Genomic DNA, 26728 nt, shown 5'->3' with positions numbered 1-26728 from the left:
CGCCGCGGACTCTATCCCGAAATAAGTGTCCCGAACAAAGTGGATTTTTCACATTGACTTACTACTTGCACCTCTATACATTCTCCGGACTGAAGGCCCCCAGAAGGGCCCGCGCACGTCTCGACGAGGAGAAACATGGGGACGAGAACCCGCATCGTGAGCGGCGTGATGGCCATCGGCCTCGGTTTGACCGCCTGCAGCGCGGGCGCCGGCGGCGCTTCGCCGCAGGGCGGAGCGGCGCAGGCCAAGGACACCGTGACCGTCGCCCTGCGCACGCCGAACTGGATCCTGCCGATCTCGGCCCCCGGATTCACCCAGGGCGAGAACGACATCTTCTCCACCGCCCTGTACCGCAAGCTCTACAGCTTCCAGCTCGACGGCAGCTCCGAGGACAACATCAACACCACGCGGTCGCTGGCCGAGCCGCCCGTGGTCAGCAACAAGGGCAAGACGCTGACCATCACGCTCAAGGACGACACCTGGTCCGACGGCAAGCCGATCACCACCAAGGACGTGCGGTTCTGGTGGGACCTCGTCACCGCCAACAAGGACAAGTGGGCCTCCTACCGGCCCGGCGGCTTCCCCGACAACGTCGCCGAGTTCAAGGTCAAGGACGACAAGACCTTCTCCATCACCACCAAGAAGGCCTACAACGCCGCCTGGTTCGTCGGCAACCAGCTCAACCGCATCGTCCCCCTCCCCCAGCACGCCTGGGACAAGGGCGACCCCAAGAAGACGTTCGACGAGCTGACCGCCGCCTCCAAGGACCCCAAGTCCTACGCCACCAACCCGCTGTGGAAGACCACCAGCGGCCCCTTCAAGCTGGAGAGCTACGTGCCCAGCGGCGAGGTGGTGCTGGCCAAGCAGGACGCCTACTCCGGACCCGACAAGCCGAAGATCAACAAGATCGTGCTGCGCCCGTTCACCGGCGACGACGCCGAGTTCAACGTGCTGCGCGCCGGCGACATCGACTACGGCTACATCCCGCCGGCCAACCTGTCGCAGAAGTCGTACCTGGAGTCCAAGGGGTACAAGGTCGCCCCCTGGTACGGGTGGTCGATCACGTACCTGCAGCTGAACTTCAACAACCCCAAGACGGGCCCGCTGTTCAAGCAGCTCTACCTGCGCCAGGCGCTGCAGATGCTCATCGACCAGCCGACGATCAGCAAGGTCATCTGGGCCGGCATGGCGCAGCCGACCTGCGGCCCGGTCCCGGCCAAGCAGGGCACGCCGCCCGGCCAGGGCTGCGTCTACCCGTTCGACCCGGCCAAGGCCAAGCAGCTGCTGGAGAGCCACGGCTGGAAGGTCGTCCCCGACGGGCAGACCACCTGCGCCGACCCGTCGCTGTGCGGTGAGGGCATCGCCAAGGACACCCCGCTGAGCTTCACCGTCACCAGCCAGTCCGGCTTCTCCGCGACCACCAAGATGTTCGCCGAGATCAAGTCGCAGATGGCCAAGGTCGGCGTGCAGCTGACGATCAAGGAGGTGCCCGACTCCGTCGCGGTCACCCCCGCCTGCAAGCCGGAGGAGTCCAAGTGCGACTGGGACATGTCGTTCTTCGGCTCCCAGGGCAGCTGGTACTACCCGGCCTTCGCCTCCGGCGAGCGGCTCTTCCAGACCGACGCCCCCGTCAACCTCGGCAGCTACAGCAACCCCGAAGCCGACGAGCTCATCGAGAAGGCGCAGTTCTCCGCCGACGCCGGCGCCCTCCAGGAGTACAACGACTTCCTGGCCAAGGACCTGCCGGTGCTGTGGATGCCCAACCCCGTCTACCAGATCTCGGCGTACAAGTCGGAGCTGCAGGGCGTCGAGCCGCAGGACCCGATGAACCTCATGTACTTCCAAGACTGGTCCTGGAAGAGCTGACCCTTGGCCCGGTACCTCCTCACCCGCCTGGGCCAGGCCCTGGTCATCGTGATCCTGGTGACGCTGATCACGTTCGTGATCCTGCACCTGCTCCCGGGAGGCGCGGCCAGGGCCATCCTGGGCAAGGAAGCGACGCTCGAGCAGATCGCGGCCTTCAACCACGAGATGGGGTACGACCGGCCGCTGTGGCAGCAGTACGCGATGTACCTGCAGCGGCTGGTCACCGGCGACCTCGGCTACTCCTTCCAGCTCAACCAGTCGGTGGCCGAGGCCATCGGGCAGCGGCTGCCCAAGACCATGCTGCTGTCGCTGGCCTCGACCCTGCTGGCGGTCGTGGTGGCCATTCCGCTCGGCGTGGTGCAGGCCGTGCGGCGCAACCGCTGGCCCGACTACACCATCAACGGGCTGTCGCTGCTGGCCTACGCCACCCCGATCTTCTTCATGGGCCTCATGATGATCATCCTGTTCTCCCAGGTGTGGCCGCTGCTGCCGCCTGAGGCGCCGCAGGGCTTCACGCTGGCGGAGATGCTGGCCGAGCCCGAGGGGCTGGTGCTGCCGACGGTCACGCTGGCGATCCTCACCGTCGCGGTCTACTCCCGCTACGTGCGCTCGTCCATGGTCGACAACCTGAACGAGAACTACGTACGCACGGCCCGCAGCAAGGGCCTTTCGGAAACCCGCGTGATCGTCGGCCACACCCTGCGCAACGGCCTGTTCCCCGTCATCACACTGCTCGGCATGTACCTGCCGGCGCTGTTCAGCGGCGCCCTGGTCGTCGAGCGGCTGTTCAACTACCCCGGCATGGGGCTGCTGTTCTGGCAGGCGGCGCTCAAGCGGGACTACCCGATCCTGCTCGGCGTCACGCTGCTGATCTCGGTGGCCACCGTGGTGGGCGCGCTGATCGCCGACGTGCTCTACGCTGCGGTCGACCCGCGCGTCCGGCTCAAGGCAGGCCGCTCATGACCGCGATCCCCCACGAGGACGAGGCACCCGTCCGCGGCATGTGGCGCCAGGGCCTGGAGGTCTTCTGCGAGAACCGGCTGGCCCTGGTGGGCGTGGGCCTGTTCGTGGTGCTGGCCGCCTTCAGCTTCCTCGGGCCGCTGTTCTACCAGACCGACCAGGTGCACACCGACCTGACCAAGGTGTTCCTCACCCCGGGCACCGACGGGCATCCGCTCGGCACCGACGGCGTCGGCTACGACCAGCTCGGCCGGCTCATGCTGGGCGGGCAGACGTCCATCGTGGTCGGCCTGGCGGCGGGCCTGCTGGCCACGGTCGTCGGCACCGTCTGGGGCGCGGTCGCCGGTTTCGCCGGCGGCTGGGTGGACGCGGTCATGATGCGCGTGGTCGACGCGTTCATGTCGATCCCGGCGCTGTTCCTGTTCATGCTCATGGCCTCGATCGTCACGCCGACCGTGCCGATGCTCATCGTCATCATCGGCGCCTTCGCCTGGCTCGGCCCCGCCCGGCTGGTGCGCGGCGAGGCGCTGACGCTGCGCACCCGCGAGTACGTCATGGCGATGCGCGGCATGGGCGGCACCGGCGGGCGCGCGGTGCGCCGGCACATCATCCCCAACGCCATCGGCACCGTGATCGTCAACGCCACCTTCCAGGTGGCCGACGCCATCCTGTACGTGGCCTACCTGTCCTTCCTCGGCCTGGGCGTGCCGCCACCCGCGGCGAACTGGGGCGGCATGCTGTCGGACGGACTGTCGGACACCTTCAGCGGCCACTGGTGGCTGCTGTACCCGCCGGGCATCGCCATCATCCTCATCGTCCTCGCCTTCAACTTCATCGGCGACGGCCTGAGGGACGTCTTCGAGGTCCGCCTCCGGCGGCGTTGACAGGAGTTTTCCGTACCATGGGGCACCCCACCAGCGGGCCGCTGCTGCGGCTGCGCGACCTCAGCACCGACATCGCGCTGCGGCGCGGCACCGTGCACGCGCTCGATCGCGTCAACCTCGAGGTCGGCCAGGGCGAGACGCTCGGCATCGTGGGCGAGTCGGGCAGCGGCAAGACCATGACCGTGCTGTCGATCATGGGGCTGCTGCCCACCGGCGGCTCGGTCGTCGGCGGCGAGATCCTCTTCGACGGCCGCGACCTGCGCACGATGCAGCCGGCCGAGCTGCGCCGGGTGCGCGGCGTGGAGATGGGCATGGTCTTCCAGGACCCGCTCACCTCGCTCAACCCCACCATGCGCATCGGCGCGCAGGTGGCCGAGCCGCTGCGCGTGCACCAGAAGGTCGGCAAGGCCGAGGCGCGCGAGCGGGCGATCGAGATCCTGCGCCGGGTCGGCATGCCGCGCCCTGACAAGATCGTCGATGACTATCCGCACCAGCTCTCCGGCGGCATGCGCCAGCGCGTGGTCATCGCCATGGCGCTCATCCGCTCCCCGCGCCTGCTCATCGCCGACGAGCCCACCACGGCCCTGGACGTCACCACCCAGCGCCAGATCCTCGAGCTCATCGACGACCTGCGCGAGGAGTTCAAGATGGCGGTCATCCTGGTCACCCACGACCTCGGGGTGATCGCCGGCCGCGCCGACCGGGTCGCCGTCATGTACGCGGGCCGCGTCGTGGAGACCGCCACCACCGCCGAGCTGTTCCGCGCGCCCAAGCACCGCTACACCGAGGCGCTCATGCGGGCACTGCCGGAGTCTGCCGCCGACGGCGGCGGCCGCCTCTACAGCATCCCCGGCCTGCCGCCCGACCTGTCACGCCCGCTGACCGGCTGCCGGTTCGCGCCGCGCTGCCGCTTCGCCACCGACGAGTGCCGCACCGGCGACATCGAGCTGGTCCCGGCCGGCGACGGGCACGCCTTCGCCTGCCTGCATCCGGTCACCGAGCCGGTCGTGCTCGCCCCGCCCACCGGGCGCGAACAGTCCGCCGCCTCCGCCGCCGAGCCGATCCTCAGCGTGCGCGACCTGGTCAAGGAGTACGAGGCGGGCGGCGCGGGGCTGCGCAGGGCCAAGGGCAGGGTCAGCGCCGTGGCCGGGGTGTCGTTCGACGTCGTGCCCGGCGAGACGCTCGGCATCGTGGGCGAGTCCGGCTGCGGCAAGTCCACCGTCGGCCGCCTCGTCGCCGGGCTCGAACCGGCCACCAGCGGCAGGATCGTGGTGGACGGCACCGACATCGCCACCCTCGACCGGCGCGCCCGCCACCGCATGCACCGCCAGGTGCAGCTGATGTTCCAGGACAGCTACGCGGCGATGAACCCGCGCATGCGCATCGACGCGATACTCACCGAGCCGCTGGAGATTCAGGGGGTGGGCGACGCCGCCTCGCGGCGGGCCCGGGTGAGCGAGCTGCTCGACCAGGTCGGGCTGCCGCGGCGGGCGCTGGAGCGCTACCCGCACGAGTTCTCCGGCGGCCAGCTCCAGCGCATCGGGCTGGCCAGGTCGCTGGCGCTCAACCCGCGGCTCATCGTGGCCGACGAGCCGGTCAGCGCGCTGGATGTGTCGGTGCAGGCGCAGGTGCTCAACCTCATGCGGGACCTGCAGGGCGAGCTGGGCCTGTCGTACGTGTTCATCAGCCACGACCTGTCGGTCGTCGACTACATGGCCGACAGGATCGGCGTGATGTACCTCGGCAAGATGGTGGAGATCGGCCCCGCGCACCAGGTCGTGCGCGCGCCGCGCCACCCGTACACGCAGGCGCTGCTCGACGCCGTGCCGTCGCCGGACCCCGATCACGTGCCGAGCCCCGACACCACCATCAAGGGCGAGCTGCCGAGCGCGCTCAACCCGCCGACCGGCTGCCGCTTCCGCACCCGCTGCCCGCTGGCGCAGGACATCTGCGCGACCGAGCCGCCGCTGCAAGGCGGGAAGCACCAGGTCGCCTGCCACTTCCCGCTGCGCGGGGAACCGGGCCAGGCCGAAGCGGCCGCTCCCCTGCGGGTGTAACGGGAGCAACCGGCTCAAAGCCGCGCTGTAGCGGATGTGACGGGAGCAACCGGTTCAAGCGCCGCGCTGTAGCGAGTGTGACGGGAGCGACCGTTTCAGGCAGCTCTTCAGCGGGTGTGACGGGAGCAACCGGCTCAGGCAGCTCTTCAGCGGGCTCAATACGAGTAACCGGTTCAGGCCGCGCTTTTGCCGGCGTAGCCGGATCAGGCGGAGCCGCCCCGGTTCCCCGCGGAGCCGGGGCGCGCTTCCGCGGGCCTAACCGCCCGAGGGGCCGGCCACGCCCTTGCGGGCGTGGTGGGGCCAGGGCCGGGAGGCGGAGCGCTCGACGTCGCCGTTGAAGCGCCGCAGATAGGCGGCGAAGGCGGCGACGTCGTCGTCCGGCCAGCCGGCCAGCACCTCGCGCAGCCCGTCGAGGTTCCTGGCCTGCTCGCCGTCCAGGAATCGCTCGCCCGCGGGGGTGAGGCGGAACTTGCGGGCGATGCCGCCGTCGGGGTCGGCGATGCGCTCCGCGAGCCCTTCGCGCAGCAGGGCCGCGGTGTGCCGGTTGAGCGTGGAGACGTCGAGGCCGAGCGCCGTGCTGAGCTGCCCGATGGACATCGGGCCTTCCCTCCGGATCCGGCTGAGCAGGACGTACGCGCTGCGGTCGAGGTGGCGGTGCCGGCCGAGCCGCATGGTCTCGTACTCGACGGCGGCCAGGGAGTCCGTGGGCTCGTCCATGCCAGTCCTTCTCCCAACCATGGGTGCGGGTCAGCATATCTTCCACAGAAATGTGCAGCACCCACAATGTGTGCATTTAACACGTTATGTGTATGGTGCACATCGCTTTCAAGATCGACGTGACGTGAACACCATCGGGGGGAACCGCGTGGAAGAAGAGCCCAGCCAACCCGCCGCCCGCGACGGCCGCCACGGCATCGTCACCGTGATGGCCGTCGCCGGCATCGTCGCCTCACTCACCCAGACCCTCGTCGTCCCGCTCATCGGCCGCCTGCCGGAGATGCTGAACGCGAGCGCGTCCGACACCTCCTGGGTGATCACCGTGACCCTGCTGGCCGGCGCCGTCACCACCCCGGTCATGGGACGGCTCGGCGACCTGTACGGCAAGCGCCGCATGATGCTCGTCTGCGCCGTGCCGCTGGTCCTCGGCTGTGTCACCTGCGCGCTGGCCGGCTCGCTCGCCCCCATGATCGCCGGACGCGGCCTGCAGGGCATGGGCATGGGCCTGATCCCGCTCGGCATCAGCGCCCTGCGCGAGGTCCTGCCGCCCGACCGGCTCGGCTCGGCCATCGCGCTCATGAGCTCCTCCCTGGGCATCGGCGGCGCGCTCGGCCTGCCGCTCGCCGCCGCCGTCGCCGAGTACGCGAGCTGGCGCGTGCTCTTCTGGGCCACGGCCGCGCTCGGGCTGCTGGTGGCCGCGCTCATCCGGCTGCTGGTGCCGTACACACCGGCCTCGGCGCACGGCCGCGTGGACGTCGCCGGCGCGCTCGGCCTCGGCGCCGGGCTGATCTGCCTGCTCCTCGGCATCTCCAAGGGCGCCGACTGGGGCTTCGGCAGCGCGCCCACACTCGGGCTGCTGGCCGCCGCCGCGCTGCTGCTGCCGCTGTGGGGCTGGTGGGAGCTGCGCACCCGCGACCCGCTGGTGGACCTGCGCGTCACCGCCCGCCCGCAGGTGCTGGTGACGAACGTCGCCTCGATCGTGGTCGGCTTCGCCATGTACGCCCAGTCGCTGATCGTCATCCAGATCCTGCAGCTTCCCGCCGCCACCGGCTACGGCCTGGGCCAGTCGATGCTGGCCGCCGGTCTGTGGATGGCGCCCTCCGGCCTCATGATGATGATCGTCTCGCCGGTCGGCGCCCGCCTGTCGGCCGCGCGCGGCCCCAAGGTCACGCTCATCACCGGCAGCCTCGTCATGGCGCTCGGCTACGGCCTGTCGGTGGTCCTGCTCGGCTCCACCTGGGGGCTGCTCGTCATCAGCTGCGTGTGCAGCATCGGCGTCGGCTTCGCGTACGGCTCGATGCCCGCACTCATCATGGGCGCGGTGCCGCGCTCCGAGACCGGCGCGGCCAACAGCTTCAACACGCTGATGCGCTCCATCGGCACCACCGTCTCGGCCGCCGTGGTCGGGGTCGTGCTCTCGCACCTCACCATCGACTTCGGCGGGCATCCGCTGCCGTCGCAGGACGGCTTCCACACCGGCATGCTCATCGGCTGCGGCGCGGCCCTCGCCGCCGCGCTCATCACGATGGCGCTGCCGGGGCGCGGCGGCCCGCCCCGCCGCGTGATCGTCGCCACCGACCCCGCGCCCGCCACCGAGTCCTGACACCGGGCCGGGCGCGCCCCGGTCCCGCGCCACTCGGCCCGGCACGGCTCACTCCGGCCCGGCCGACTTCGGCCCGGCTCACTCGGGCAGCGTGAAGACGAAGCGGTGCTCGCCGGTCGCCACCCTGGCCGACAGCCGCACCCGGTGCACGGTCTCCGGCTCGCCGTCGTGACCGCGCACCTCCAGCTCGTCGGCCTCCGCCCGCCACCCGTCCGGCACCTGGAGCGTGACCGGGCCCCACGCGACGCTGCCCTCGCCGAGCACCGGACGGCGGCGCGAGACGAACAGCTCGGCCACCAGCGCGTCCGGCGTGGTGAAGCCGAAGGCGTCGGTCAGCTCCAGCCCGCCGGGCCGCCACCGGAACGTGCGGGTCAGCCGCTCCAGGCAGGGCACCTCGTACGCGGCGGTGAGGTCCAGCGCGAACGTCACCGCGTCACCGGAGGCGGCGTGCTCGATCACCTCGGCGCGCCGCTCCCGCCCCGGCACCTGTCCCTGCCCCTCGACCAGCGGCACCGAGTGCCACTCCGCCGACGCCTGCGGCACCAGGTAGCGGCCCTCGCGGAAGTAGTCGCGGGTGTACTCGGGCGCGCCCAGGTCGTCCAGCAGCGTCTCGCCGCGCACGTGCAGCACGAACGTGCCGACGTCGAGGTGGTTGTGCGGCTCGTCGTTGTGCCCGCCTTTGGCCGCGAACGCCGACCGGCCCGCCCTGGCCACCACGATCCCCGCGTCCGGCAGGTACGAGTGCGGCTCCGGCTCGGCGGGCGGCTCCTCCCGGGTCCACCACAACGTGCGCGACAGGTGCGCCCACCGGTAGCAGGCGTCGTCGTGGAACGACGGCTCGCCCCGCCGCACCGGCAGCGGCACGCCGAGCCGCTCCGACAGCCGCGACAGCAGCCCCGCCGGGTACGCGCCGCGCGCCTGCGCGTCGGCGAACGCCGGCCTGGTGCCGTCGCCGAGGTCCACCCGGGCCGGGTAGGCGGCCATCTCCCGTACGTGCGGATCGTCGAGCAGGTCCTCGCCGGTGTGCTCGCGCAGCGCTTCGGCGAAGTAGACGAAGTACCCGAAGCCGTACGCCCAGTAGTCCGGGCCCTCCAGGCAGGCGCCGTCGGCCCCCGTACCGGACAAGAACGCCTTCATCGCGCCCTTCAGCCGCGTCACCACGTGACCGGCGTCCAGCGCGAGCGCCGCCGCGCCCGCCGCGCCCGCGCACACCGCCGACCAGTTGTGCCGGGCCGACTCCCACCACATCGTCCGCTCGGCGAGCGGCGCGAAGACCCGCCGCTCCACCTCCTCGCGCACCCGGTCGCGCACCCGCGCGTCCACGTGCCCGCCCAGCAGGCACACGCCCTCCGCCAGCGTCTGCGCCGTCTCGGCGGCGAACAGGTCCACGAACGCGTTGGGGTCGCCGCCCTCCGGCTCGTGCGCGGGCAGCACCCACGAGCGCTCGTCGCACACCGACCACAGCAGGTCGTCCAGCGCCGGGTCGGGACGATCGTCCAGGTGGGCGGCCAGCAGCAGCGCGGCGAGCCGGCGGCGCCGCTCGAAGTAGGCGCCCTCGTACGCCAGCCGGTCGCCGGTGTCGGCGAAGCGGCGCCACAGCGAGAAGGTCAGCTCGGGAGCCGGGGTCGCGCGCGCCCGTTCGGCCTCCTCGTGAATCTCGCGGACCAGACGGGTCAACGTGTCGGCAGGCATGCGGTCGATGCGCTCCTTCCAGCAGGGCGTCCCGCGATTCTCCCAGAACCCCGCACACCGCTCATCGCCGGGCACCCCGCCCGACCGGCGGAAAATCTCCTCGCGGCGGGCCCACCGCCCCGGCTAGATTCAGCAACGTGTCGCAACCCCTCGAGGTCGCGTGCGACGAGTCCGGCGCGGAGGGCGAGAAACTCGTCGGCGGCAACAGCAGCGTCTTCGCGCACGCCAGCGTGCTCATGGACCGCGACACGGCCGCCGCCTGCGTCGCCGAGCTGCGCGAACGGGCGCCCACCCCCGCCACCGAATACCGCGCCGGCCACGTCCTGCGTGACAAGCACCGCGCCGCCCTGCTCTGGCTGCTCGGCCCCGGCGGCCCGGTGCTCGGCCACGTGCGCGTCTTCCTCACCGACAAGACCTTCTACATCGTCGGCAAGGTCGCCGGCCTGCTGCAGGACGACCACACCCCGCGCATCGGCCTCGACCCGCGCGCCAGAGCCGCCGCCGTCACCCTCTACCGCGAGGGCCCCCGCGCCTTCGGCCCCGGCCTGTGGGCCGCCTTCCTCGACTCCTTCAACTATCTGCTGCGCGCCAAGAACGGCCACGGCATCACCATCTCGGTCGCCGACGCGTACCTGCTGGTCCAGGAGATGCGCGCGGCCGGCGGCCCCGCGGGCGAGGTCATGCGCGCGCTGTGGCGGGCCCGCGACCGGGTCGAGGAGTTCAGGGAACGCCTGCTCGCCGACCCCTACGTCTTCCCCGCGCTCGACCCGCTCATCCCCGCCATCGCCGCGGCCGTCACCTCCTGGGGCGATGGCCGCGGCCCCGTCGTCGTCGTGCACGACCGCCAGACCACGCTGACCGACGAGCGGATCGATCAGATGCGGCGGATCCTCGGCGGCCGCATGGCCGGGCTGCGCCTCATCAACTCCGAGCTGGACGAGCGCCTGCAGGTCGCCGACGTGCTGGCGGGCGTCGCCCGCAGGGCCGCGGCCCACGAGCTCGACGGCCGCCCCGACCGCGAGCTGACCGAGCTGCTGCGCCCCTACGTCGACCCCGCCTCCATCTGGGCCGGCGAGCACGGCCCGTTCGCCTGACCCGCGCGAACGCCCAGGTCAAAGGGCGGTCAACACTCCCACCCCCACACGATCGCCACCAAACGTGACGTTAGAGTGACGTAGTGTGAACGAGACTAAGCATGTGGAAATATCGTGGCCCAGCCTCGGCATCACCGTGGCCGCCGAACTCGACCAGCGCAACCCCTCGCTCGCCCAGGCCCTGTGGGACGCGCTGCCCTACCGCAGCCTCCAAGGACACGCCCTGGTCGCCGGGTACCACCTGTACCACGTCGCCCCGGTCCACGCCCTGCTGCACACCGCCGCCGAGTACAAGGTGGACCGCCGTACGGTGCCCGACGGCACCCTGTTCTGCTCGCGCCTGCAGCACCTCGGCATCAAGTACGGCGAGCTCACCGAGCCCATGACCGCCACCCCGATCGGCCAGGTCGTCGAAGAGGACCTCGACGCCCTCGTCCACGCCGGCCGCGAGGTGTGGAGGTCCGTCTACACCACCAAGGAACCCGTCATCGCCGAAGTCCGCCGCGCCGGCGAGAGCGGCGGCCACGTCCTGCCCCGCCTGCCCGTCGGCGACCCCGAGCTCAACCAGCTCGCCAAGGAAGTGCACGCCGAGACCGAACGCATCTGGCTCGACCCGCCCAGAGAGCTGCTCGACCTGCACGAAGGCCGCATCCCGTCCGGCGCGGGCAGCTACGAGACCGTCCTGACGACGCTGCTGTTCGTCAACGGCGAGACCCGCCCGCTCGGCTACAGCTGCTACGGCGGCCTCGTCCGCGCCGCGCTCGACGGCATGCCCATGCCGTGGCTGCGCCAGATGACCCGCCAGCTCGCCCACACGCCCGCCGAGTTCCTCGGCTACTGCGGCCTCGACCGCCTGTGGGACTTCACCCAGCGCCTGCTGGACGGCCTCGAACGCCTCGACAGCCACGAGGACTACATCGCGATCATGGCCCACATGGCCCTGTACTGCAACTGCCTCGGCGGCTGGAACCTGCACCTGTTCCCGTGGGAGGCCGGCGACCACCTGCGCAGACTGCAGGTGCCGGCATGAGCGCCGGATCGCGGGCGGTGGTGATCGGCGGCGGCGTCATCGGCCTGTCGGCCGCCTACCACCTCGCCGAGGCCGGCGTCGAGGTCACCCTGCTGGAGCGCGGCGCGCTCGGCTCCGGCGCCTCCCGCGCCACCGCCGACGTCGTACGCTCCTACTTCGCCGGCAACCCGGTCAGCTCCGCGCTCGCCGTCCGCAGCCTCGCCGCCTACCACGCCTTCCCGGAACGGCCCGGCATCGAGCTGCCGCTGCGCCAGGTCGGCTACCTGGTGCTGTTCACCCAGCCCGAGCAGGTCGCCGCCTTCGAAGCCGACCTGCCCGCCCAGCAGGCCGCCGGCGTGAACGTCGGCCTCATCAGCGCCGACGAGGCACGGCAGCGCAACCCGCTCATCGGGGACCTGCCGCTGCAGGCCGCCGCCTACTCGCCCGACGCCTTCATCTCCGACACCACGGCCATCGTCAACGCCTACGCCGTGGCCGCGGAGAAGGCGGGCGCCACGCTGCGCACCGGCTGCCCGGTCACCGCCATCGACATCGAGGCGGGCCGCGTCCAGACCGCAGAAGGCGAGATCTCCGCCGACGCCGTCGTCTGCGCCGCGGGCGCCTGGTCGGCCGCGCTCGTCCGCTGCGCCGGCGTGGACCTGCCGCTCACCGAGCCCATCGAGCAGGAGCTGCTCACCACCGACCCGCTCCCGCCCGGCACGCCCGACATCCCGGTCACCCTGCACGCCGCCAGCGGCCTGCTCGTCCGCGTGCGCGAGGGCCGGCTGCTCATCGGCATGGGCTATCCGGGATCCGACCGCGAGTCCTGGCGCCGCGACGTCGCCGCCCGGCTCGCCGAGACGTACCCGAGCCTGGCCGGGCTGGCCCTGCACACCGCCGTCACCGGGCTGCGCGACGCCAGCCCCGACAAGACCGCCTTCATCGGCCACCAGCCGGGCCCCGCCGGCCTTCCTGTACGCCACCGGCTTCTCCGGCCACGGCCTGTGCAACGCGCCCGCCGCCGGAGAGCTGGTCCGCGACCTCTACCTCGGCCGAGACCCCGGTATGGACGTCACCGCGCTCGCGGTGAGCCCACGACGAACGGGATGACCATGACCGACGACCGTTTCATCCTCGACCCGGCCACCCGCGACATCCACGGCGACAACGAGCGCCTGCGCGCCGCGGGACCGCTCGTGCCCGTCACCGCCGAAGGCGTGCCGGTCTGGGCCGCCACCCGGTACGCCACCGTCATGACCGTCCTCACGCACCCGGACATGTCGCGCGAGCTGCGCCACTGGTCCGGCCGCGACGCGCTGAAGCCCGGCACCGCCATCGACCGCATCGTCACCGACACCTCGATGCTCAACGCCGAAGGCGAGCGCCACCGCCGGCTGCGCATGCCGCTCACCGCCGCGTTCTCGCAGCGCCGGCTGAACGCCCTGCGCCCGCGCATCGAGGAGCTCACCGGCCGGCTCATCGACCACCTCGCCGAGCAGCCACCCGACGAGCCGGTCGACCTGCGGGCCGAGTTCGCCTACCCGCTGCCGCGCGAGGTCATCTCCGAGCTGATCGGCATCCCGCCCGAGCACCAGGACGAGCTGCACCGGCTCACCGACGCCGTCGCCCAGGTCGGCGACCTGGAAGACTCGCCCGGCCTGCGCAAGGAGCTGCGCGAACTGCTCGACCAGATCATCGACGAGCGCCGCGGCACACCGGGAGAGGACCTCATCACCGACCTGTTCCGGCTGCACGAGAAGGACGGCGGGCGGCTGTCGGAGGACGAGCTGTTCGCCACCATCGAGCTGCTGTTCATCGCCGGGCACGTCACCACCGTCAACCTCATCACCAACGCCATCGGCGCCCTGCTCACCCGGCCCGGCCAGCTCGATCTGCTGCGGTCGGGGCAGTGCCCGTACAGCGCCGCCGTCGAGGAGACGCTGCGCTGGGACTCGCCCATCGCGTACTTCCCGATGCGCTACGCCGTCCAAGACGTCGAGATCGACGGCGTACGGCTGCGCGCGGGGGAGCCCGTACTGGCCTGCTTCGCCTCCACCGGACGCGACCCCGACCAGTTCGGACCCGACGCCGGCACCTTCGACATCACCCGGCCGCCGGCCCAGCACCTCGCCTTCGGGCACGGGCCGCACTTCTGCCTCGGCGCGCCGCTGGCCAGGCTCGAAGGCGAGATCGCGCTGCGCGCGCTGTTCTCCGCCTTCCCCGGCATGCGGCTCGCCAGGCCCGTCGAGGAGCTGCCGCCGCTGGACACGCTGCTCGGCAACAGCACCCGCGCCATGCCGGTCCTGCTCGGCCCGCGCGCGACCTGACCCGGCACCACCCGGCACCATCCATCAAGGGCCGCCTCGCGCGGCCCGCCCCCGGGTACGCACGCCGCCCCCGCGCGTTCTACGCTCCATGAACGATGATTGGAGCCAACGCCGTGCCACGACCCGACCTGCCACCGGCCACCGCACCCATGCGCCTGGCCACCACCGTCCGCCCCTACGACTGGGGCTCGGTCACCGCCCTGCCGCGCCTGTTCGGCACGGAGCCGACCGGCGAACCGCAGGCCGAACTCTGGATGGGCGCGCACCCCGGCGCCCCCTCGACCGTCGGCGACGTCCCGCTGGGCGAGCTGATCGCCCATGATCCCGCCGCCACGCTCGGCGACCCGGTCGCCGCCCGCTTCGGCGGCGAGCTGCCCTACCTGCTCAAGGTCCTGGCCATCGAGCGCCCGCTCTCCCTCCAGGTCCACCCCACCACCGAGCAGGCGCAGGCCGGCTTCGCCGCCGAGAACGCGCGCGGGATCCCGCTCGACGACCGCACCCGCACGTACAAGGACGCCTCGCACAAGCCCGAGATGGTGTGCGCGCTCACCCCCTTCCACGGCCTGTGCGGCTTCCGCGACCCCGCCGCGACGGCCGCCCTGCTCGACCGGCTCGGTGTGGCCGGGCTGCGTCCCTGGATCGACGCGCTCACCGGCGGCGAGCCCGGCCAGGCGCTGCGCGAGGTGTTCGCGGCCATGCTGGACGATGCCGCCGGCCCGCTGCGCGCCGAGGTCGAGCGCGCCCTGCTGAAGGTCTCCCCCGACGCCGAAGACGAGCTGGCCCCCTACGCCGGCATCGCCAGGGACTACCCCGGCGACCCGGGCATCGCGGCCGCGCTCCTGCTCAACCACGTCGACCTCGCCCCCGGCCAGGCCCTCTACCTCGGCGCCGGCGTCCCCCACGCCTACCTCGGCGGCATCGGCGTGGAGATCATGGCCAACTCCGACAACGTGCTGCGCTGCGGCCTGACCTCCAAGCACGTGGACGTGCCCGAGCTGATGCGCGTCGTGGACTTCGCGCCGACGGCCCCGCACCTGGTCGAGCCGGCGCAGGACGCGCCCGGCGCGTACGCCTACCGGCCGCCGGCCCCGAGTTCGCGCTCACCCGCCACGAGCTGACCGGCGAGTCCGGCCATGAGCTGCCCGGCGGGGTGCCGCAGATCGTGCTGTGCGTGGAGGGCGAGGCGCGGCTCGGCGACGAGCTGGTGCTGCGGCCGGGTGAGTCGGCGTTCGTGCCGGCCGCCGTCCCCTCGGTGACGCTGTCGGGCAAGGGGACGGCGTACCGCGCCGAGCCCGGCGCCTTTACAAAGTAGATCGCAAGCGGCGGAGCTTCAGCACGTTGTCCCTGCGGGTGCCCTGCTCACCGCCGTGGCCGGTGTGAGGGCGGTCGAACTCCTCCTCGGTGAGGATCTCCCACTCGCCCTCGGCCGGCTCCAGCGACTCGTACACCTCGCGTGTGGTCGGGAAGTGCACGTCAGGCAGCGGGTTCTCCGCGCAGCTCGGCCAGCCGGCGTGCCCGGCCACCAGCAGCACCCCGCCGGGGGCGACGGCCGCGGCGGCGGCGCGCAGGATCTTCTCGCGCGGCAGGTCCTGCGGCGAGTGCAGGTAGCAGGCGGTGACCAGGTCGTACGTCCCTTCGGGGAACGACTGGCCGAGGTCGTGCTGCTGCCAGTCGATCCTGCCCGCCACCCCGGCGCGTTCGGCGAGCTCGGCCGCCCGGCGCAGCGCGACCCCCGACACGTCGGCCGCGGTGACCCGCCAGCCGCGCCCGGCCAGCCACACCGCGTCGCCGCCCTCGCCGCTGCCCAGGTCGAGCGCCCGTCCGGGCGGCAGGTCGCGCACCTCGCGGACGAGCACCGCGTTCGGCTCGCCGCTCCAGAGGCGCTCCTTCTCCGAGTAGCGGGCGTCCCACAGCTCCTCGGGGGTGAGCGCCGCCTCCGCGACGCCCGGGGCGGCCCTGCGGGCGGCGACGAGGGCGCGGGTCTCCTCCTCGATGAGGTCGGCGTTGATCGCGGCCCCGGCCTTCACGCCCGCCGCCGCCGACCCGATGACCTGCTCGGTGGGGCTGGTGATGTTCCCCGCCGCCCACACGCCCGGCACCGAGGTCTTCCCCGTCGGATCGACCGGCACGTACGTGCCGACCACGTGGCCGCCCATCTCCATCTCGGCCGTCTCCAGCCCGAGCCGGGCGAGAGCCCCGACGTTCGCGGTCACCCTGGTGGCCACGGTGAGCGCCTGGCGACGGTATTCGCGGCCGCCGGCCATCCTGACGCCGCCGAGCCGCCCGTCCTCGATCATCAGCTCGGCCACCTCACCCTCGACCACGGTGACACCGCGCGCGTCGAGCCGCTCGCGCTGCTCGCCGGTCGGCTCGGGCATGGTGTGCGTGAAGAGCATCACGTCGGCGCTCCACTGCCGCCACAGCAGCGCCTGGTGCACGGCGAGCGGGCTCGTGCCGAGCACGCCGATGGCCTGGTCGCGCACCTCCCAGCCGTGGCAGTACGGGCAGTGCAGCACGTCCTTGCCCCACCGCTCGGCCAGGCCGGGCAGCGGCGGCAGCTCGTCGGTCGATCCGGTGGCGACCAGCAGCCTGGCCGCCTCCACGGCACCGCCGTCGTCCAGCGTGAGGCGGAAACGCCCGTCCGCGAGCCGCTCGGCGGCCGTGACGGTGCCGGTCGCGAACCGCCCGCCGTATCCGGCCACCTCCTCGCGACCGGCCGCCACCAGGTCGCGCGGCGGCGTGCCCTCGCGCCCGAGGTAGACGTGCACGCCCTCGGCGGGGGCGTTGCGCGGCCGCCCCGCATCGATCACCAGCACGCTGCGGCGGGCCCGGCTCAGCGCCAGCGCCCCGCTCAGTCCCGCGGCCCCGCCGCCGATCACCACCACGTCGTATGTCGTCGCGTTCATGTCGCGCCTTTCTTTTGTCCCGATGCGCGCAACTGTGCGGCCCCCACAGGCGAGTTGGCAAAATTCTTTGCCGAAATGGCAAGCTGGGTGCATGGAACTCGACGAGGTGCTCCAGTCAGTAGGCCCCCGGCTGAGGGCGCTGCGCCAGGAACGCGGCTTCACCCTGGCCCAGCTCGGCAAGAGCACCGGCATCTCGGTCAGCACGCTGTCGCGGCTGGAGTCCGGCGGCCGCAAGCCCACGCTCGAGCTGCTGCTGCTCCTCGCCAGGGCCTACCAGGTGCAGCTCGACGAGCTCATCGACGCGCCCGTGACCGGCGATCCGCGCGTCCACATGCGGCCGATCAAGCGCCACGGCATGACGTACATCCCGCTCAGCCGCCGCGCGGGCGGGCTGCAGGCGTACAAGCAGATCATCCCGCCCCGCTACCCGGGCTATGAGCCCGAGCAGCAGGTGCACGAGGGCTATGAATGGCTGTACGTGCTGTCGGGGCGGCTGCGGCTGCTGCTCGGGCGGCACGACACGACGCTGCTGCCCGGGGAGGCGGCCGAGTTCGACACGCGGACGCCGCACGCGTTCACCAACCCCGGCGACGAGCCGTCCGAGGTGCTGGCGCTGTTCGGGCCGCAGGGCGAGCGCATGCACGTACGGGCGCGTCCCGCCCGCCGCCAGGACTGACCGCCCGGCTCATCCCCTTCTCTCCCCCTTCAGCCTGCGCAGCAGGGGCGATGTCCACGCGGAGTCCCGGCGGCGGGGCGGGGAAGGATTTAAAGTCCGTGCAGGGGGTGCTCGATGAGGCTGGTGATCGACGGGGTGACGCGACTCGTACGGCGCTACCGGCTGGACGGCAACCCGCTGCGCCGGCGTACCGACCGGTGGGAGAGCGCGGGACTGGCGGTGGCGATGCTGCTGATCCTGCTCGCCCTGTGGCCGGCGACGGCGGCGGCCCGTCAGGCGTACGAGGGCGCGCAGGCCGCGGGCGCCGACCGCCGGCAGGTGCGGGCGACGCTGCTGGCCGACACGCCGGTGACCGCGCTGTCGTTCGGCGAGGTGGGCGGCGGCGGGATGGTGGCCGCCGGCTGGACCGCGCCGTCCGGCCGCCGCCACACCGGCAAGGTGTCCGTGCTCTCCCCTGCCAAGGCCGGCTCGCAGCTCACGATCTGGATCGACGGCGCCGGCCGACCGGCCCCGCCGCCGCCCAGCGAGGCCGAGCTGCGCATCACGGCGGCGGCGACGGCCCTGATGATCCTCGGCGTGGCCGCCTGCCTCGTGCTGTGCACGTTCGCGATCTTCCGCCACGCCCTCGACCGCGTACGGCTGCGCGAGTGGGCGGTCGCCTGGTCGCTGGCCGACGATCACTGGCGCCACCGCCCCTCCTGACCGTTATGATCACCGTTTCATGAGCGCACCGCCCACGCTGTCCACCACGCTGATCCCCGCCGCCCGGGTGCTGCTGCGCCCGGCGCGGGAGGCCGACCGGGCGGGCATCGTCGAGATCATGACCGATCCGGAGGTCCGCACCTACCTCGGCGGCCCCCGTCCCCGCGCGAAGGTGGAGTCGTTCCTCGACGCCCACGGCGTGGCCGCCGCCACCGGGCCGGGGAGCTACGTCGTCGCCGACCCGGAGACCGACCGCTTCCTCGGCACCCTCACCCTCGACCGCCGCGACCCGGAGCGCCCGGGACACGTGACCGAGGCGGGGTGGGAGCTGGAGCTGAGCTACGTGCTGCGCCGCTTCGTCTGGGGCGCCGGGCCGGCCTGCGAGGCTGCGACGGCGGCGCTGCGCGCCGCGGCGGCCGAGCTGCCGGACCGGCCGGTGCTGGTGGTGACGCAGACGGCGAACGAGCGGTCGCTGCGGCTGGCGTCCCGGCTCGGGTTCGAAACGGCCGGGACGTTCGAGGAGTTCGGCGCCCAGCAGACGCTCGCCGTCGCGGCGCTGGGCGAGTGGGCCTGAGTCAGTTCAGCGCCGAGTGCCGGCGGCTGTAGGTGAAGTAGATGATCAGGCCGATGACGAACCAGACGGCGAAGCGGAGCCAGGTGAGCGGGTCCAGGAACGTGATCAGCCAGATCGAGAAGAGCACCCCGATGGCCGGCACGACGGGCATGCCGGGCATGTGGAAGGTGCGCGGCAGATCGGGCTGCCGGTAGCGCAGCACGATCACCGCCGCGCACACCACCACGAACGCCAGCAGGATCCCGATGTTGGTCAGCTCGGCCGCCTCCCTGATGGGCAGGAACCCGGCGATCACCGCCGAGGCGGCGCCGACGATCCAGGTGACGCGGGTGGGCACCCGCCGCACCGGGTGCAGCTTGGCGAACCAGGCGGGCAGCAGCCCGTCGCGGCTCATCGCGAACCAGACGCGGGTGACGCCGAGCATGAACGTGAACATGACGGTGAGGATGCCGACGATCGCGCCGGCCGCGATGAGCGAGGCGAGCCCGGACAGCCCGACCGAGGCGAACGCCGAGGAGAAGCCGCTCTCCGGGTCGATCTCCCGGTAGTTCTGCATGCCGGTGAGCACCAGGGTGGCCAGCACGTACAGCACCATCGCGATGATCAGCGAGTAGATGATCGCCTTGGGCATGTGGCGCTGGGCGTCGCGCGACTCCTCGGCGGCGGTGCTCATGGCGTCGTAGCCGAAGACCGCGAAGAACACCGTGGCCGCGCCGGTGATGGCGCCGCTGATGCCGAACGGGAAGAACGGCGTGTAGTTAGCGGTGTTGATGTGGAAGAACCCGACGACGATGACGAGCAGCACGACCGCGACCTTGACCCCCACCACGAACGTCTCGAACCTGGCGGCGGCGCGGATGCCGAGGTTCAGCAGGAACGCGATGAGCAGGCACAGCAGTGCCGCGAACAGGTCGACGACGTGCCCCTCGCCTGTGCCCGGCGCGCCGAGCATCCAGGGCGGCAGGGTCATGCCGAGGTTCTGCACGAGGAAGCCGAAGTAGCCGGAGATGCCGATGCCGACGACCGCGACGATGGCGGTGTACTCCAGCAGCAGGTCCCACCCGATGAACCACCCGACGATCTCGCCGAGCACCGCGTAACCGTAGGTGTAGGCGGAGCCGGCCTTCGGGATGAGGCCGGCGAACTCGGCGTACGAGAGCGCGGCGGCGGCGCTGGCCACGCCCGCGATGAGGAACGACACCAGCACGGCGGGCCCGGCCGTCTCGTGGGCGACGGCCCCGGCCAGGGCGAAGATGCCGGCCCCGATGATGCCGCCGACGCCGATGGCGGTGAGCTGCCACAGGCCGAGCGTCCTGGCCAGCTCCCCCTCGTGCTCGGTGGCGATCTGCTCAACCGGCTTGCGCCGGAACACGCTAGCGGAATCGACCATGACACCCCCCAAGGCCGTCGTCGGCTCCGTGGAGGCGACCTTCCCTTCTGGCGGCTCCCTAACCTGCGGCGCGCCGCCTGAGCACGTTCTTCTGGATCTTTCCTGTCGAGGTCTTGGGCAGATCGCCGAAGTAGACGGCCTTCGGCGCCTTGTAGTGGGCGAGGCGGGCGCGTACGTACGCGATCAGCTCGGCCTCGATCAGCTCGGCCTCGATCAGCTCGGCCTCGCCGGCGCTCGCTCCCGGCGCGAGCGTGACGTAGGCCACGGGCACCTCGCCCCAGTGGTCGTCGGGGCGGGCGACGACGGCGGCCTCCTGCACGGCGGGGTGCGCGGTCAGGACGTTCTCCACCTCGACGGAGGCGATGTTCTCGCCGCCGGAGATGATGACGTCCTTGGCGCGGTCGACGAGCCGCACGTAGCCGTCGGGGTGCACCACGCCCAGGTCCCCGGTACGGAACCAGCCGTCGGGCGCGGCCTTCTCCGTGGCGGCGGGGTCGCGGTGGTAGCCGAGCATGACGTCGTTGCCGCGTACCGCGATCTCGCCCACCGTGGCGCCGTCGGCGGGCACGTCGCCGCCGTCCTCGGCCACGACGCGCAGGGGCTGGGCGATGACGTTGCCGACGCCCTGGCGGGCGGCGAGCGCGGCGTACTCGTCGGCGTCCAGGCCCTTCCACTCGGGCTGCGGCTGGCAGATCACGGCGGGCCCGTACGTCTCGGTGAGCCCGTACAGGTGGATGACGTCGATCCCGGCCCTGAGCGCGCGGCGCAGCAGAGCGGGGCTCGGCGGCGCGCCGCCCACGCAGGCCAGCGGGCGCGGGTCGAGCTCCTCGTCGGGTGCGTCGGGATGGGCGAGCAGCGAGGTGAGCACGGTCGGCGCACCGCACAGATGGGTGACGCGGTGGGCGCGCACCAGCCGCCACGCCTCGCCCGGATCGACCTTGGGCAGGCACACGTGCCGGGCCCCGGCCAGCGTGACCGCCCAGGGGAAGCACCAGCCGTGGCAGTGGAACATCGGCAGCGTCCACAGGTAGCTGCTCGCCGCCTCCAGCCTGGTGTGCAGGGCCATGGCGAGGGCCTGGAGGTAGGCGCCGCGGTGGTGGTAGACGACGCCTTTGGGGCGTCCCGTGGTGCCGCTGGTGTAGTTGATCGACAGCGGGGACCGCTCGTCGGCGACGGGCACGTGGAGCGGCTGTGAGCCCGCGACCAGGCTCTCGTACGCGGTGCCCGAGACCAGGCGGGGCGCCGCCGTGCTCTGCCCGGCGGCCGCCTTGGCCAGGCCGGCCAGCTCGTCGTCGTGCAGCAGCAGCGACACTTCGGCGTGGTCGAGGATGTAGGCGAGCTCGCCGGCGGACAGGCGGATGTTCAGCGGCACCATGACGGCGCCCGCGGCGGGGACGCCGAACGTGGACTCCAGCAGCAGGTGGCCGTTGAGCGCCAGCACGCGACCCGGTCGCCCGGGCCGATGCCGGACTCGGCCAGCCCGCCGGCCAGCCGCTGCACGCGCTGCCACAGTTCGGCGTAGGTCAGCTCCAGGTCGCCGTCCACGACGGCCAGGCGGTGGCCGAAGACGGCGGCGGAGCGCTGGAGGAAGCTCGTGGGGGTCAGGGGCTCGTACGACAGAACGGACATCCGGCCCTCCTGCGCCGTGGTTTCGGGACGCACGATGATCGTCGCACGGTCTTCGCCGCGAGAGTAGGCCGGGGCAGGTGCGCCCGCGCCGGGTCGCTAACATCCGTGCCCGGACGACGACGATGAAAGGCGCACACGTGAGCGAGCACCCCCTGTGGCCGGCGGGCGGCGAGGCCACCATCACCGCGTTCCCCGTACGCGCGCGGCGGCCGGCGCCGGCCGTCGTGGTGTTCCCCGGCGGCGGCTACCACCACCTGGCCGACCATGAGGGCGCCCCGGTGGCCCGGTGGCTGAACGGGCTCGGCGTGGCCGCGTACGTGCTGCGCTACCGCCTCGCCCCGCACCGCCATCCGCTGCCGCTGCTCGACGCCGCCAGGGCGGTGCGGTGGGTGCGTCACCACGCGGGCGCGCACGGCGTGGACCCGGCGCGGGTGGGGGTGCTCGGCTTCTCGGCGGGCGGCCATCTGGCGGGGCTGCTGGCCACCGAACCGGGCCCGGCGCTGCCGGAGGGCCCGCGTGACGAGATCGACCGGGCCGACCCGCGGCCGGGCCTGGCCGTGCTCTGCTATCCGGTGGCGGAGCTGGACGGCCACCGCGGCTCGGCCGAGAACCTGCTCGGCCCCGGCGCGCCCGCGTCGCTGCGCGCCGAGCTGTCGCTGACCTCCCGGGTGTCGGCCGATACGCCGCCCATGTTCCTGTGGCACACGGCCGACGACGAGTCCGTGCCGGTGCCGGGCACGTACGCCCTGGCCGCCGAGCTGGCCCGTCACGGGGTCGCCCACGAGGTGCACGTCTATCCGAGCGGCAAGCACGGCATCGGCCTGGCCGAGGAGAACCCGGTGGCGGCCGACTGGACCGCCCGCTGCGCCGCGTTCCTGCGCGGCCAGGGGTGGTAGAACCGTCCCCGGGCTTCCCGTGAACGGGCTCGTCCAAGGGTGGCGAGCCCGTGACATCGATCTTCCCCGGTCGCCAGCATTCCTGTCTGCCCAGAGACTCCTACGCTGCGTATCAATATCACTACTTTGGGTGGCGTCCGCCCCTGCCGACCAGCCCGGAGGAAAGATGCCATCGGAGCCGACGGAGACTCGGCTGAGCCTCGACACGAGGGCCGCCCGAACCCTGGCCACCACCACCAAGACCGTCCCGCAGATGCAGGCCATCAGCTCGCGCTGGCTGCTGCGCATGCTGCCCTGGGTGGACGTGCGCGGCGGTACGTACCGGGTGAACCGCCGGCTGTCGCATCGCATCGGGCGCGGCCGGGTGGCCGTGGCCCATGACGGGGCCGACGACGTGCGGATCGTGCCGGAGACGCTGACGGAGATCCCGGCACTGCGCGGCTTCGGCGACGCGGGCGTGCTGGCGGAGATCGCCTCGGCGTTCACCGTCCGCGAGGTGCAGCCGGGTGAGATCGTCGCCGAGGCGGGCCGCCCGGTGACGCAGACCTGCGTGATCGCCCACGGCCGGCTGGAACGCCTGGGCACCGGCCCGTACGGCGCCCGCCAGTTCCTCGGCATCATCGCCGGCGGCGACCAGTTCGGCGACGAGGCGCTGACCGAGGACGAGCCGCGCTGGCCGTGCACCTACCGCGCGGCGACGGCCTGCACGGTGCTGGTCGCCCCTCGCTGGGAGCTGCGCCGCATCGCCGACCGCTCCCCCGCGCTGCGCGACCACCTGGCCCGCTACCTGGAGATCCTGCGCAGGCCCGCCAACCGCAGGGGTGAGGCGGCGGTGGAGATCGCGGCCGGCCACAGCGGCGAGCCTGCCATCTCGGGCACGTTCGTCGACTACGACCTGCACCCGCGCGAGTACGAGCTGAGCGTCGCCCAGACCATCCTGCGCGTGCACACCCGGGTGGCCGACCTGTACAACCATCCGATGAACCAGCTTGAGCAGCAGCTCCGCCTGACCATCCACGAGCTGCGCGAGCGCGAGGAGTGGGAGCTGCTCAACAACCGCGAGTTCGGGCTGCTCCACAACACCGACTACGACCAGCGCATCTACACCTGGTCGGGCCCGCCGACGCCGGACGACCTCGACGAGCTGATCAGCATGCGCCGCAAGACCAAGCTGCTGCTCGCCCATCCGAAGGCGATCGCGGCGTTCTTCCGCGAGTGCAACAAGCGGGGGCTGGTGGTGGGCAGCACCGACGTCAACGGTCACGAGGTGCCGGCCTGGCGGGGCATCCCCATCTTCCCCTGCGGCAAGATCCCCATCTCGAAGTCGCGTACGACGTCGATCCTGGCCCTGCGGACCGGCGAGGAGGACCAGGGCGTGGTGGGCCTCTACCAGACGGGCATCCCCGAGGAGTACGAGCCGGGGCTGAACGTGCGGTTCATGGGGATCGACGAGCGGGCCATCATCTCGTACCTGGTCAGCGCGTACTTCTCGGTGGCGATCCTGGTGCCGGACGCGGTCGGGATCTTGGAGGACGTCGACATCGCCGCGCCCCGCTCGTGACCCGCTGGGCCCCAAGAGATCCCCTGACCGGCCGAACCCAGCCCGAGGAAGAGGCGTGACATGCCGGAAATATCTCCCCACGACGCTGCGGTGGCGCGGCTGCTGGCCGGACCTGCCGGGCTGGGCGCGTCCTCGTCGAGCCCGCGGGCCGCGCTGCTGCCGCACCGGCGCGCGTACGAGGAGGGGGACGGTCACGAGCCCGCCGCTCCGCCGATCTCCGGCCCGCGCGGGTACGACCTGACGCCGCTGCCCTACCAGGAGCGCGAGTGGGGCACCGGGACGTACCCGCCACTGTACTGCCCCGAGACCGTGCGCGTGGACGACGCGCTCGGCGCGGAGGTGGACCGGCGGCTGGTGGCGTGGGCCGGGCGCATCGGCCTGCACGAGGGGAGGATGGAGGAGTTCGCGGCCACCGGGTTCGGCCGGCTGGCCATGCTCGCGCACCCCGACACCGACGATCCCGACCGCCTGCTGGTCGCCGCCCAGATGAACGCCGCCTGGTGGGCCGCCGACGACTACTACGCCGACGAGACCGACCTCGGCGCCACCCCGACCGAGCTGCCGCCCCGGCTGGCGCTGGTGACGTCCGCGATGGACCCGCCGCCCGACGCGGGCCGCTACACCGAGCAGCTCGAGGCGGCGATCGCCGCCGATCCGGTGCTGGTGGCGCTGCGCTCGGCGCTCAGCCACGTCGCCCGCCACGCCACCGACTCCCAGATCATGCGGGTGCGCAACATCACGAGCCAGATGTACGTGAGCTGGGCCGCGTACGCCGCCTGGCGCTACCTGGAGGCTCCGCCGCCCGTCTGGCGCTACCTCGCCGCCCGCCAGCACGACAGCTTCTACACCTCGATGACCCTCATCGACCTGGTCGGCGGCTACCGGCTGCCCGCCGAGCTGTTCGGCGAGCCGCGCTTCCACACCGCGCTCATGCAGGCGGGCACCGCGAGCGTGCTCGTCAACGACCTGCACTCGGCGGCCAAGGAGGCGGCCGACGAGCTGCCCGACTCCAACGTCATCCTGCTCATGGCCGCCGAGGACGGCTGCTCGGCCCGCGAGGCCACCGAGCGTGCCGTTCACCTGCACAACCACTTCGTCCGCGGGTTCGAGCAGAGCCGGCAGGCGTTGTCCGCGATCCCCTCCCCCGAGCTCAAGCGGTTCCTGCGGGGCGCGCAGGCGTGGATGGCCGGGTGCCTCGAATGGCACGGCAGCTCCAGCCGCTACCAGTCCTGACCGCCCGTTCATGACCGGCTTGCCAGAGCCGCCGTGTCCCGTCCTTGTCCGCGCCGCCGTCCCGATCTCCACACCGAGAAGGAGCCCGCTGATGACCATGACGCCGCCCGCCGCCCCCGTACTGACCAGCCGCTACCAGCAGTCGGTCGCCGACTATTGGAACACCGAGGAGAACCCGGTCAACCTGCGCCTCGGCGAGGTGGACGGCCTCTACCACCATCACTACGGGATCGGTGAGGTGGACTGGTCGGTGCTGGAGGGCCCGGCCGCGACCCGGGAGAGCCGGGTGGTCAAGGAGCTGCACCGGCTGGAGACCGCCCAGGCCGAGACGCTGATGGCGCACCTCGGGCCACCGCGCCCCGAGTATCGCGTGCTCGACGCCGGGTGCGGCAGGGGCGGCTCCAGCCTCCTCGCCCACCTGCGGTTCGGCTGCGAGGTGGACGGCGTATCGATCTCCGAATCGCAGGTGGCCTTCGCCAACCGGCAGGCCGAGGAGCGCGGCGTCGCCGACAAGGTGCGCTTCCACTTCCGCAACATGCTCGACACGGGCTTCCCGACCGGCGCCTTCCACGCCGCCTGGAACAACGAGAGCACCATGTACGTCGAACTGTCGCTGCTGTTCGCCGAGCACGCCAGGCTGCTGGCGCGCGGCGGCCGGTACGTCTGCATCACCGGCTGCTACAACGACGCCTACGGTCTGCCCTCCCGGGCCATCAGCCAGATCAACGCCCACTACATCTGCGACATCCATCCTCGCAGCACGTACTTCAAGGAGATGGCGGCCAACCGGCTCGTCCCGGTCAGCGTCATCGACCTCACCGCGGCCACCATCCCCTACTGGGAGCTGCGGGCCAGGACGCACCTGGCCACGGGGATCGAGAACGCGTTCCTGGAGGCGTACAAGAGCGGCAGCTTCCAGTACCTGCTGATCGCCGCGGACCGCGTGTGATCA

Annotated in this window: 22 protein-coding genes and 1 pseudogene; 17 read left to right on the top strand and 6 right to left on the bottom strand. The window is 72.2% G+C overall.

Translation table 11 applies throughout. From position 1 onward, the window contains the following. Positions 1-135: 135 nt before the first annotated feature. Genes ACFMQL_RS32155 through ACFMQL_RS32140 form a run of 4 tightly spaced genes read left to right on the top strand, consistent with a single transcriptional unit; the run spans position 136 to position 5767 of the window. A complete protein-coding gene (locus tag ACFMQL_RS32155) occupies positions 136-1866 on the top strand; it encodes a peptide ABC transporter substrate-binding protein (RefSeq protein WP_378788509.1) in 1731 nt (576 codons plus the stop codon). 3 nt (positions 1867-1869) lie between these two features. Beyond that, a complete protein-coding gene (locus ACFMQL_RS32150; protein ID WP_364052433.1) occupies positions 1870-2829 on the top strand; it encodes an ABC transporter permease in 960 nt (319 codons plus the stop codon). Further along, positions 2826-3710: an ABC transporter permease gene (locus ACFMQL_RS32145; protein ID WP_364052436.1), complete on the top strand. Its 885-nt coding sequence runs from the start codon at positions 2826-2828 to the stop codon at positions 3708-3710. Before ACFMQL_RS32150 ends, ACFMQL_RS32145 begins: the two co-directional genes overlap by 4 nt. Positions 3711-3727: 17 nt before the next feature. Beyond that, a complete protein-coding gene (locus tag ACFMQL_RS32140; RefSeq protein WP_378788508.1) occupies positions 3728-5767 on the top strand; it encodes a dipeptide ABC transporter ATP-binding protein in 2040 nt (679 codons plus the stop codon). Between the two features lie 255 nt (positions 5768-6022). On the opposite strand, the gene ACFMQL_RS32135 is transcribed toward ACFMQL_RS32140, so the two are convergent. Further along, entirely contained in the window at positions 6023-6484 is a 462-nt protein-coding gene (locus tag ACFMQL_RS32135; RefSeq protein ID WP_364052442.1) for a MarR family transcriptional regulator, read from the bottom strand. Positions 6485-6608: 124 nt separating this feature from the next. On the opposite strand from ACFMQL_RS32135, the gene ACFMQL_RS32130 reads away from it, so the two are divergent. Next, positions 6609-8087: an MFS transporter gene (locus tag ACFMQL_RS32130; RefSeq protein ID WP_378788506.1), complete on the top strand. Its 1479-nt coding sequence runs from the start codon at positions 6609-6611 to the stop codon at positions 8085-8087. A 78-nt stretch (positions 8088-8165) separates the two neighbouring features. Here ACFMQL_RS32130 and ACFMQL_RS32125 read toward each other — a convergent pair whose 3' ends face one another. Beyond that, positions 8166-9779 carry a hypothetical protein gene (locus ACFMQL_RS32125; RefSeq protein ID WP_378788504.1) on the bottom strand — a complete coding sequence of 538 codons (1614 nt, stop codon included), beginning with the start codon at positions 9777-9779 and terminating at the stop codon, positions 8166-8168. Between the two features lie 137 nt (positions 9780-9916). Between ACFMQL_RS32125 and ACFMQL_RS32120 the strand changes: the two genes are divergently transcribed. The 5 genes from ACFMQL_RS32120 to ACFMQL_RS32100 all read left to right on the top strand — a co-directional run bounded on the left by ACFMQL_RS32120 (position 9917) and on the right by ACFMQL_RS32100 (position 15521). Beyond that, positions 9917-10873 (top strand): hypothetical protein, encoded by a 957-nt coding sequence (locus tag ACFMQL_RS32120; RefSeq protein WP_378788503.1) that lies wholly within the window; start codon positions 9917-9919, stop codon positions 10871-10873. A gap of 103 nt (positions 10874-10976) precedes the next feature. Further along, the gene (locus tag ACFMQL_RS32115; RefSeq protein ID WP_378788501.1) at positions 10977-11903 is read left to right on the top strand and encodes a hypothetical protein; all 927 of its coding nucleotides are present in this window, start codon (positions 10977-10979) and stop codon (positions 11901-11903) included. Beyond that, positions 11900-14209, top strand: coding sequence for an FAD-dependent oxidoreductase (locus ACFMQL_RS32110; protein WP_378788499.1), 2310 nt, complete (start codon positions 11900-11902; stop codon positions 14207-14209). Before ACFMQL_RS32115 ends, ACFMQL_RS32110 begins: the two co-directional genes overlap by 4 nt. Before the next feature lie 113 nt (positions 14210-14322). After that, a complete protein-coding gene (gene manA, locus ACFMQL_RS32105) occupies positions 14323-15327 on the top strand; it encodes a mannose-6-phosphate isomerase, class I (RefSeq protein ID WP_378788497.1) in 1005 nt (334 codons plus the stop codon). Between the two features lie 32 nt (positions 15328-15359). Then, entirely contained in the window at positions 15360-15521 is a 162-nt protein-coding gene (locus ACFMQL_RS32100) for a hypothetical protein (RefSeq protein WP_378788495.1), read from the top strand. Here the strand turns inward: ACFMQL_RS32100 and ACFMQL_RS32095 are convergent. After that, positions 15511-17115: an FAD-dependent oxidoreductase gene (locus ACFMQL_RS32095; RefSeq protein ID WP_364052465.1), complete on the bottom strand. Its 1605-nt coding sequence runs from the start codon at positions 17113-17115 to the stop codon at positions 15511-15513. The genes ACFMQL_RS32100 and ACFMQL_RS32095 overlap by 11 nt on opposite strands. A gap of 91 nt (positions 17116-17206) precedes the next feature. Between ACFMQL_RS32095 and ACFMQL_RS32090 the strand changes: the two genes are divergently transcribed. From ACFMQL_RS32090 to ACFMQL_RS32080, 3 genes are all read left to right on the top strand, one after another. Then, the gene (locus tag ACFMQL_RS32090; RefSeq protein ID WP_364052468.1) at positions 17207-17791 is read left to right on the top strand and encodes an XRE family transcriptional regulator; all 585 of its coding nucleotides are present in this window, start codon (positions 17207-17209) and stop codon (positions 17789-17791) included. Positions 17792-17905: 114 nt separating this feature from the next. Next, the gene (locus tag ACFMQL_RS32085; protein ID WP_364052471.1) at positions 17906-18493 is read left to right on the top strand and encodes a hypothetical protein; all 588 of its coding nucleotides are present in this window, start codon (positions 17906-17908) and stop codon (positions 18491-18493) included. Positions 18494-18512: 19 nt separating this feature from the next. Then, positions 18513-19067: a GNAT family N-acetyltransferase gene (locus tag ACFMQL_RS32080; protein ID WP_364052474.1), complete on the top strand. Its 555-nt coding sequence runs from the start codon at positions 18513-18515 to the stop codon at positions 19065-19067. Position 19068: 1 nt separating this feature from the next. On the opposite strand, the gene ACFMQL_RS32075 is transcribed toward ACFMQL_RS32080, so the two are convergent. The 3 genes and pseudogenes from ACFMQL_RS32075 to ACFMQL_RS32065 form a co-directional block, all read right to left on the bottom strand. After that, entirely contained in the window at positions 19069-20457 is a 1389-nt protein-coding gene (locus ACFMQL_RS32075) for an amino acid permease (RefSeq protein WP_378788492.1), read from the bottom strand. A gap of 58 nt (positions 20458-20515) precedes the next feature. Further along, positions 20516-20971 carry a hypothetical protein gene (locus ACFMQL_RS32070; protein WP_378790227.1) on the bottom strand — a complete coding sequence of 152 codons (456 nt, stop codon included), beginning with the start codon at positions 20969-20971 and terminating at the stop codon, positions 20516-20518. 45 nt (positions 20972-21016) lie between these two features. Next, positions 21017-22086, bottom strand: a pseudogene (locus ACFMQL_RS32065) (AMP-binding protein); the annotation flags it as partial. A gap of 137 nt (positions 22087-22223) precedes the next feature. On the opposite strand from ACFMQL_RS32065, the gene ACFMQL_RS32060 reads away from it, so the two are divergent. The 4 genes from ACFMQL_RS32060 to ACFMQL_RS32045 all read left to right on the top strand — a co-directional run bounded on the left by ACFMQL_RS32060 (position 22224) and on the right by ACFMQL_RS32045 (position 26725). Next, positions 22224-22982 (top strand): alpha/beta hydrolase, encoded by a 759-nt coding sequence (locus ACFMQL_RS32060; protein WP_364052483.1) that lies wholly within the window; start codon positions 22224-22226, stop codon positions 22980-22982. 166 nt (positions 22983-23148) lie between these two features. Next, positions 23149-24543, top strand: coding sequence for a family 2B encapsulin nanocompartment shell protein (locus ACFMQL_RS32055; protein WP_378788490.1), 1395 nt, complete (start codon positions 23149-23151; stop codon positions 24541-24543). Between the two features lie 60 nt (positions 24544-24603). Continuing rightward, positions 24604-25776 carry a family 2 encapsulin nanocompartment cargo protein terpene cyclase gene (locus ACFMQL_RS32050; RefSeq protein ID WP_364052489.1) on the top strand — a complete coding sequence of 391 codons (1173 nt, stop codon included), beginning with the start codon at positions 24604-24606 and terminating at the stop codon, positions 25774-25776. A 91-nt stretch (positions 25777-25867) separates the two neighbouring features. Further along, positions 25868-26725 (top strand): geranyl diphosphate 2-C-methyltransferase, encoded by an 858-nt coding sequence (locus ACFMQL_RS32045; protein ID WP_378788487.1) that lies wholly within the window; start codon positions 25868-25870, stop codon positions 26723-26725. The last annotated feature ends 3 nt before the right edge of the window (positions 26726-26728 follow it).

Origin of the sequence: Nonomuraea fastidiosa (assembly GCF_042751225.1) — a bacterium.
Lineage (GTDB): Bacteria > Actinomycetota > Actinomycetes > Streptosporangiales > Streptosporangiaceae > Nonomuraea > Nonomuraea fastidiosa.
Note: the sequence above shows the minus strand (reverse complement) of the source record. Positions and strands in the feature narration are given on the sequence as shown.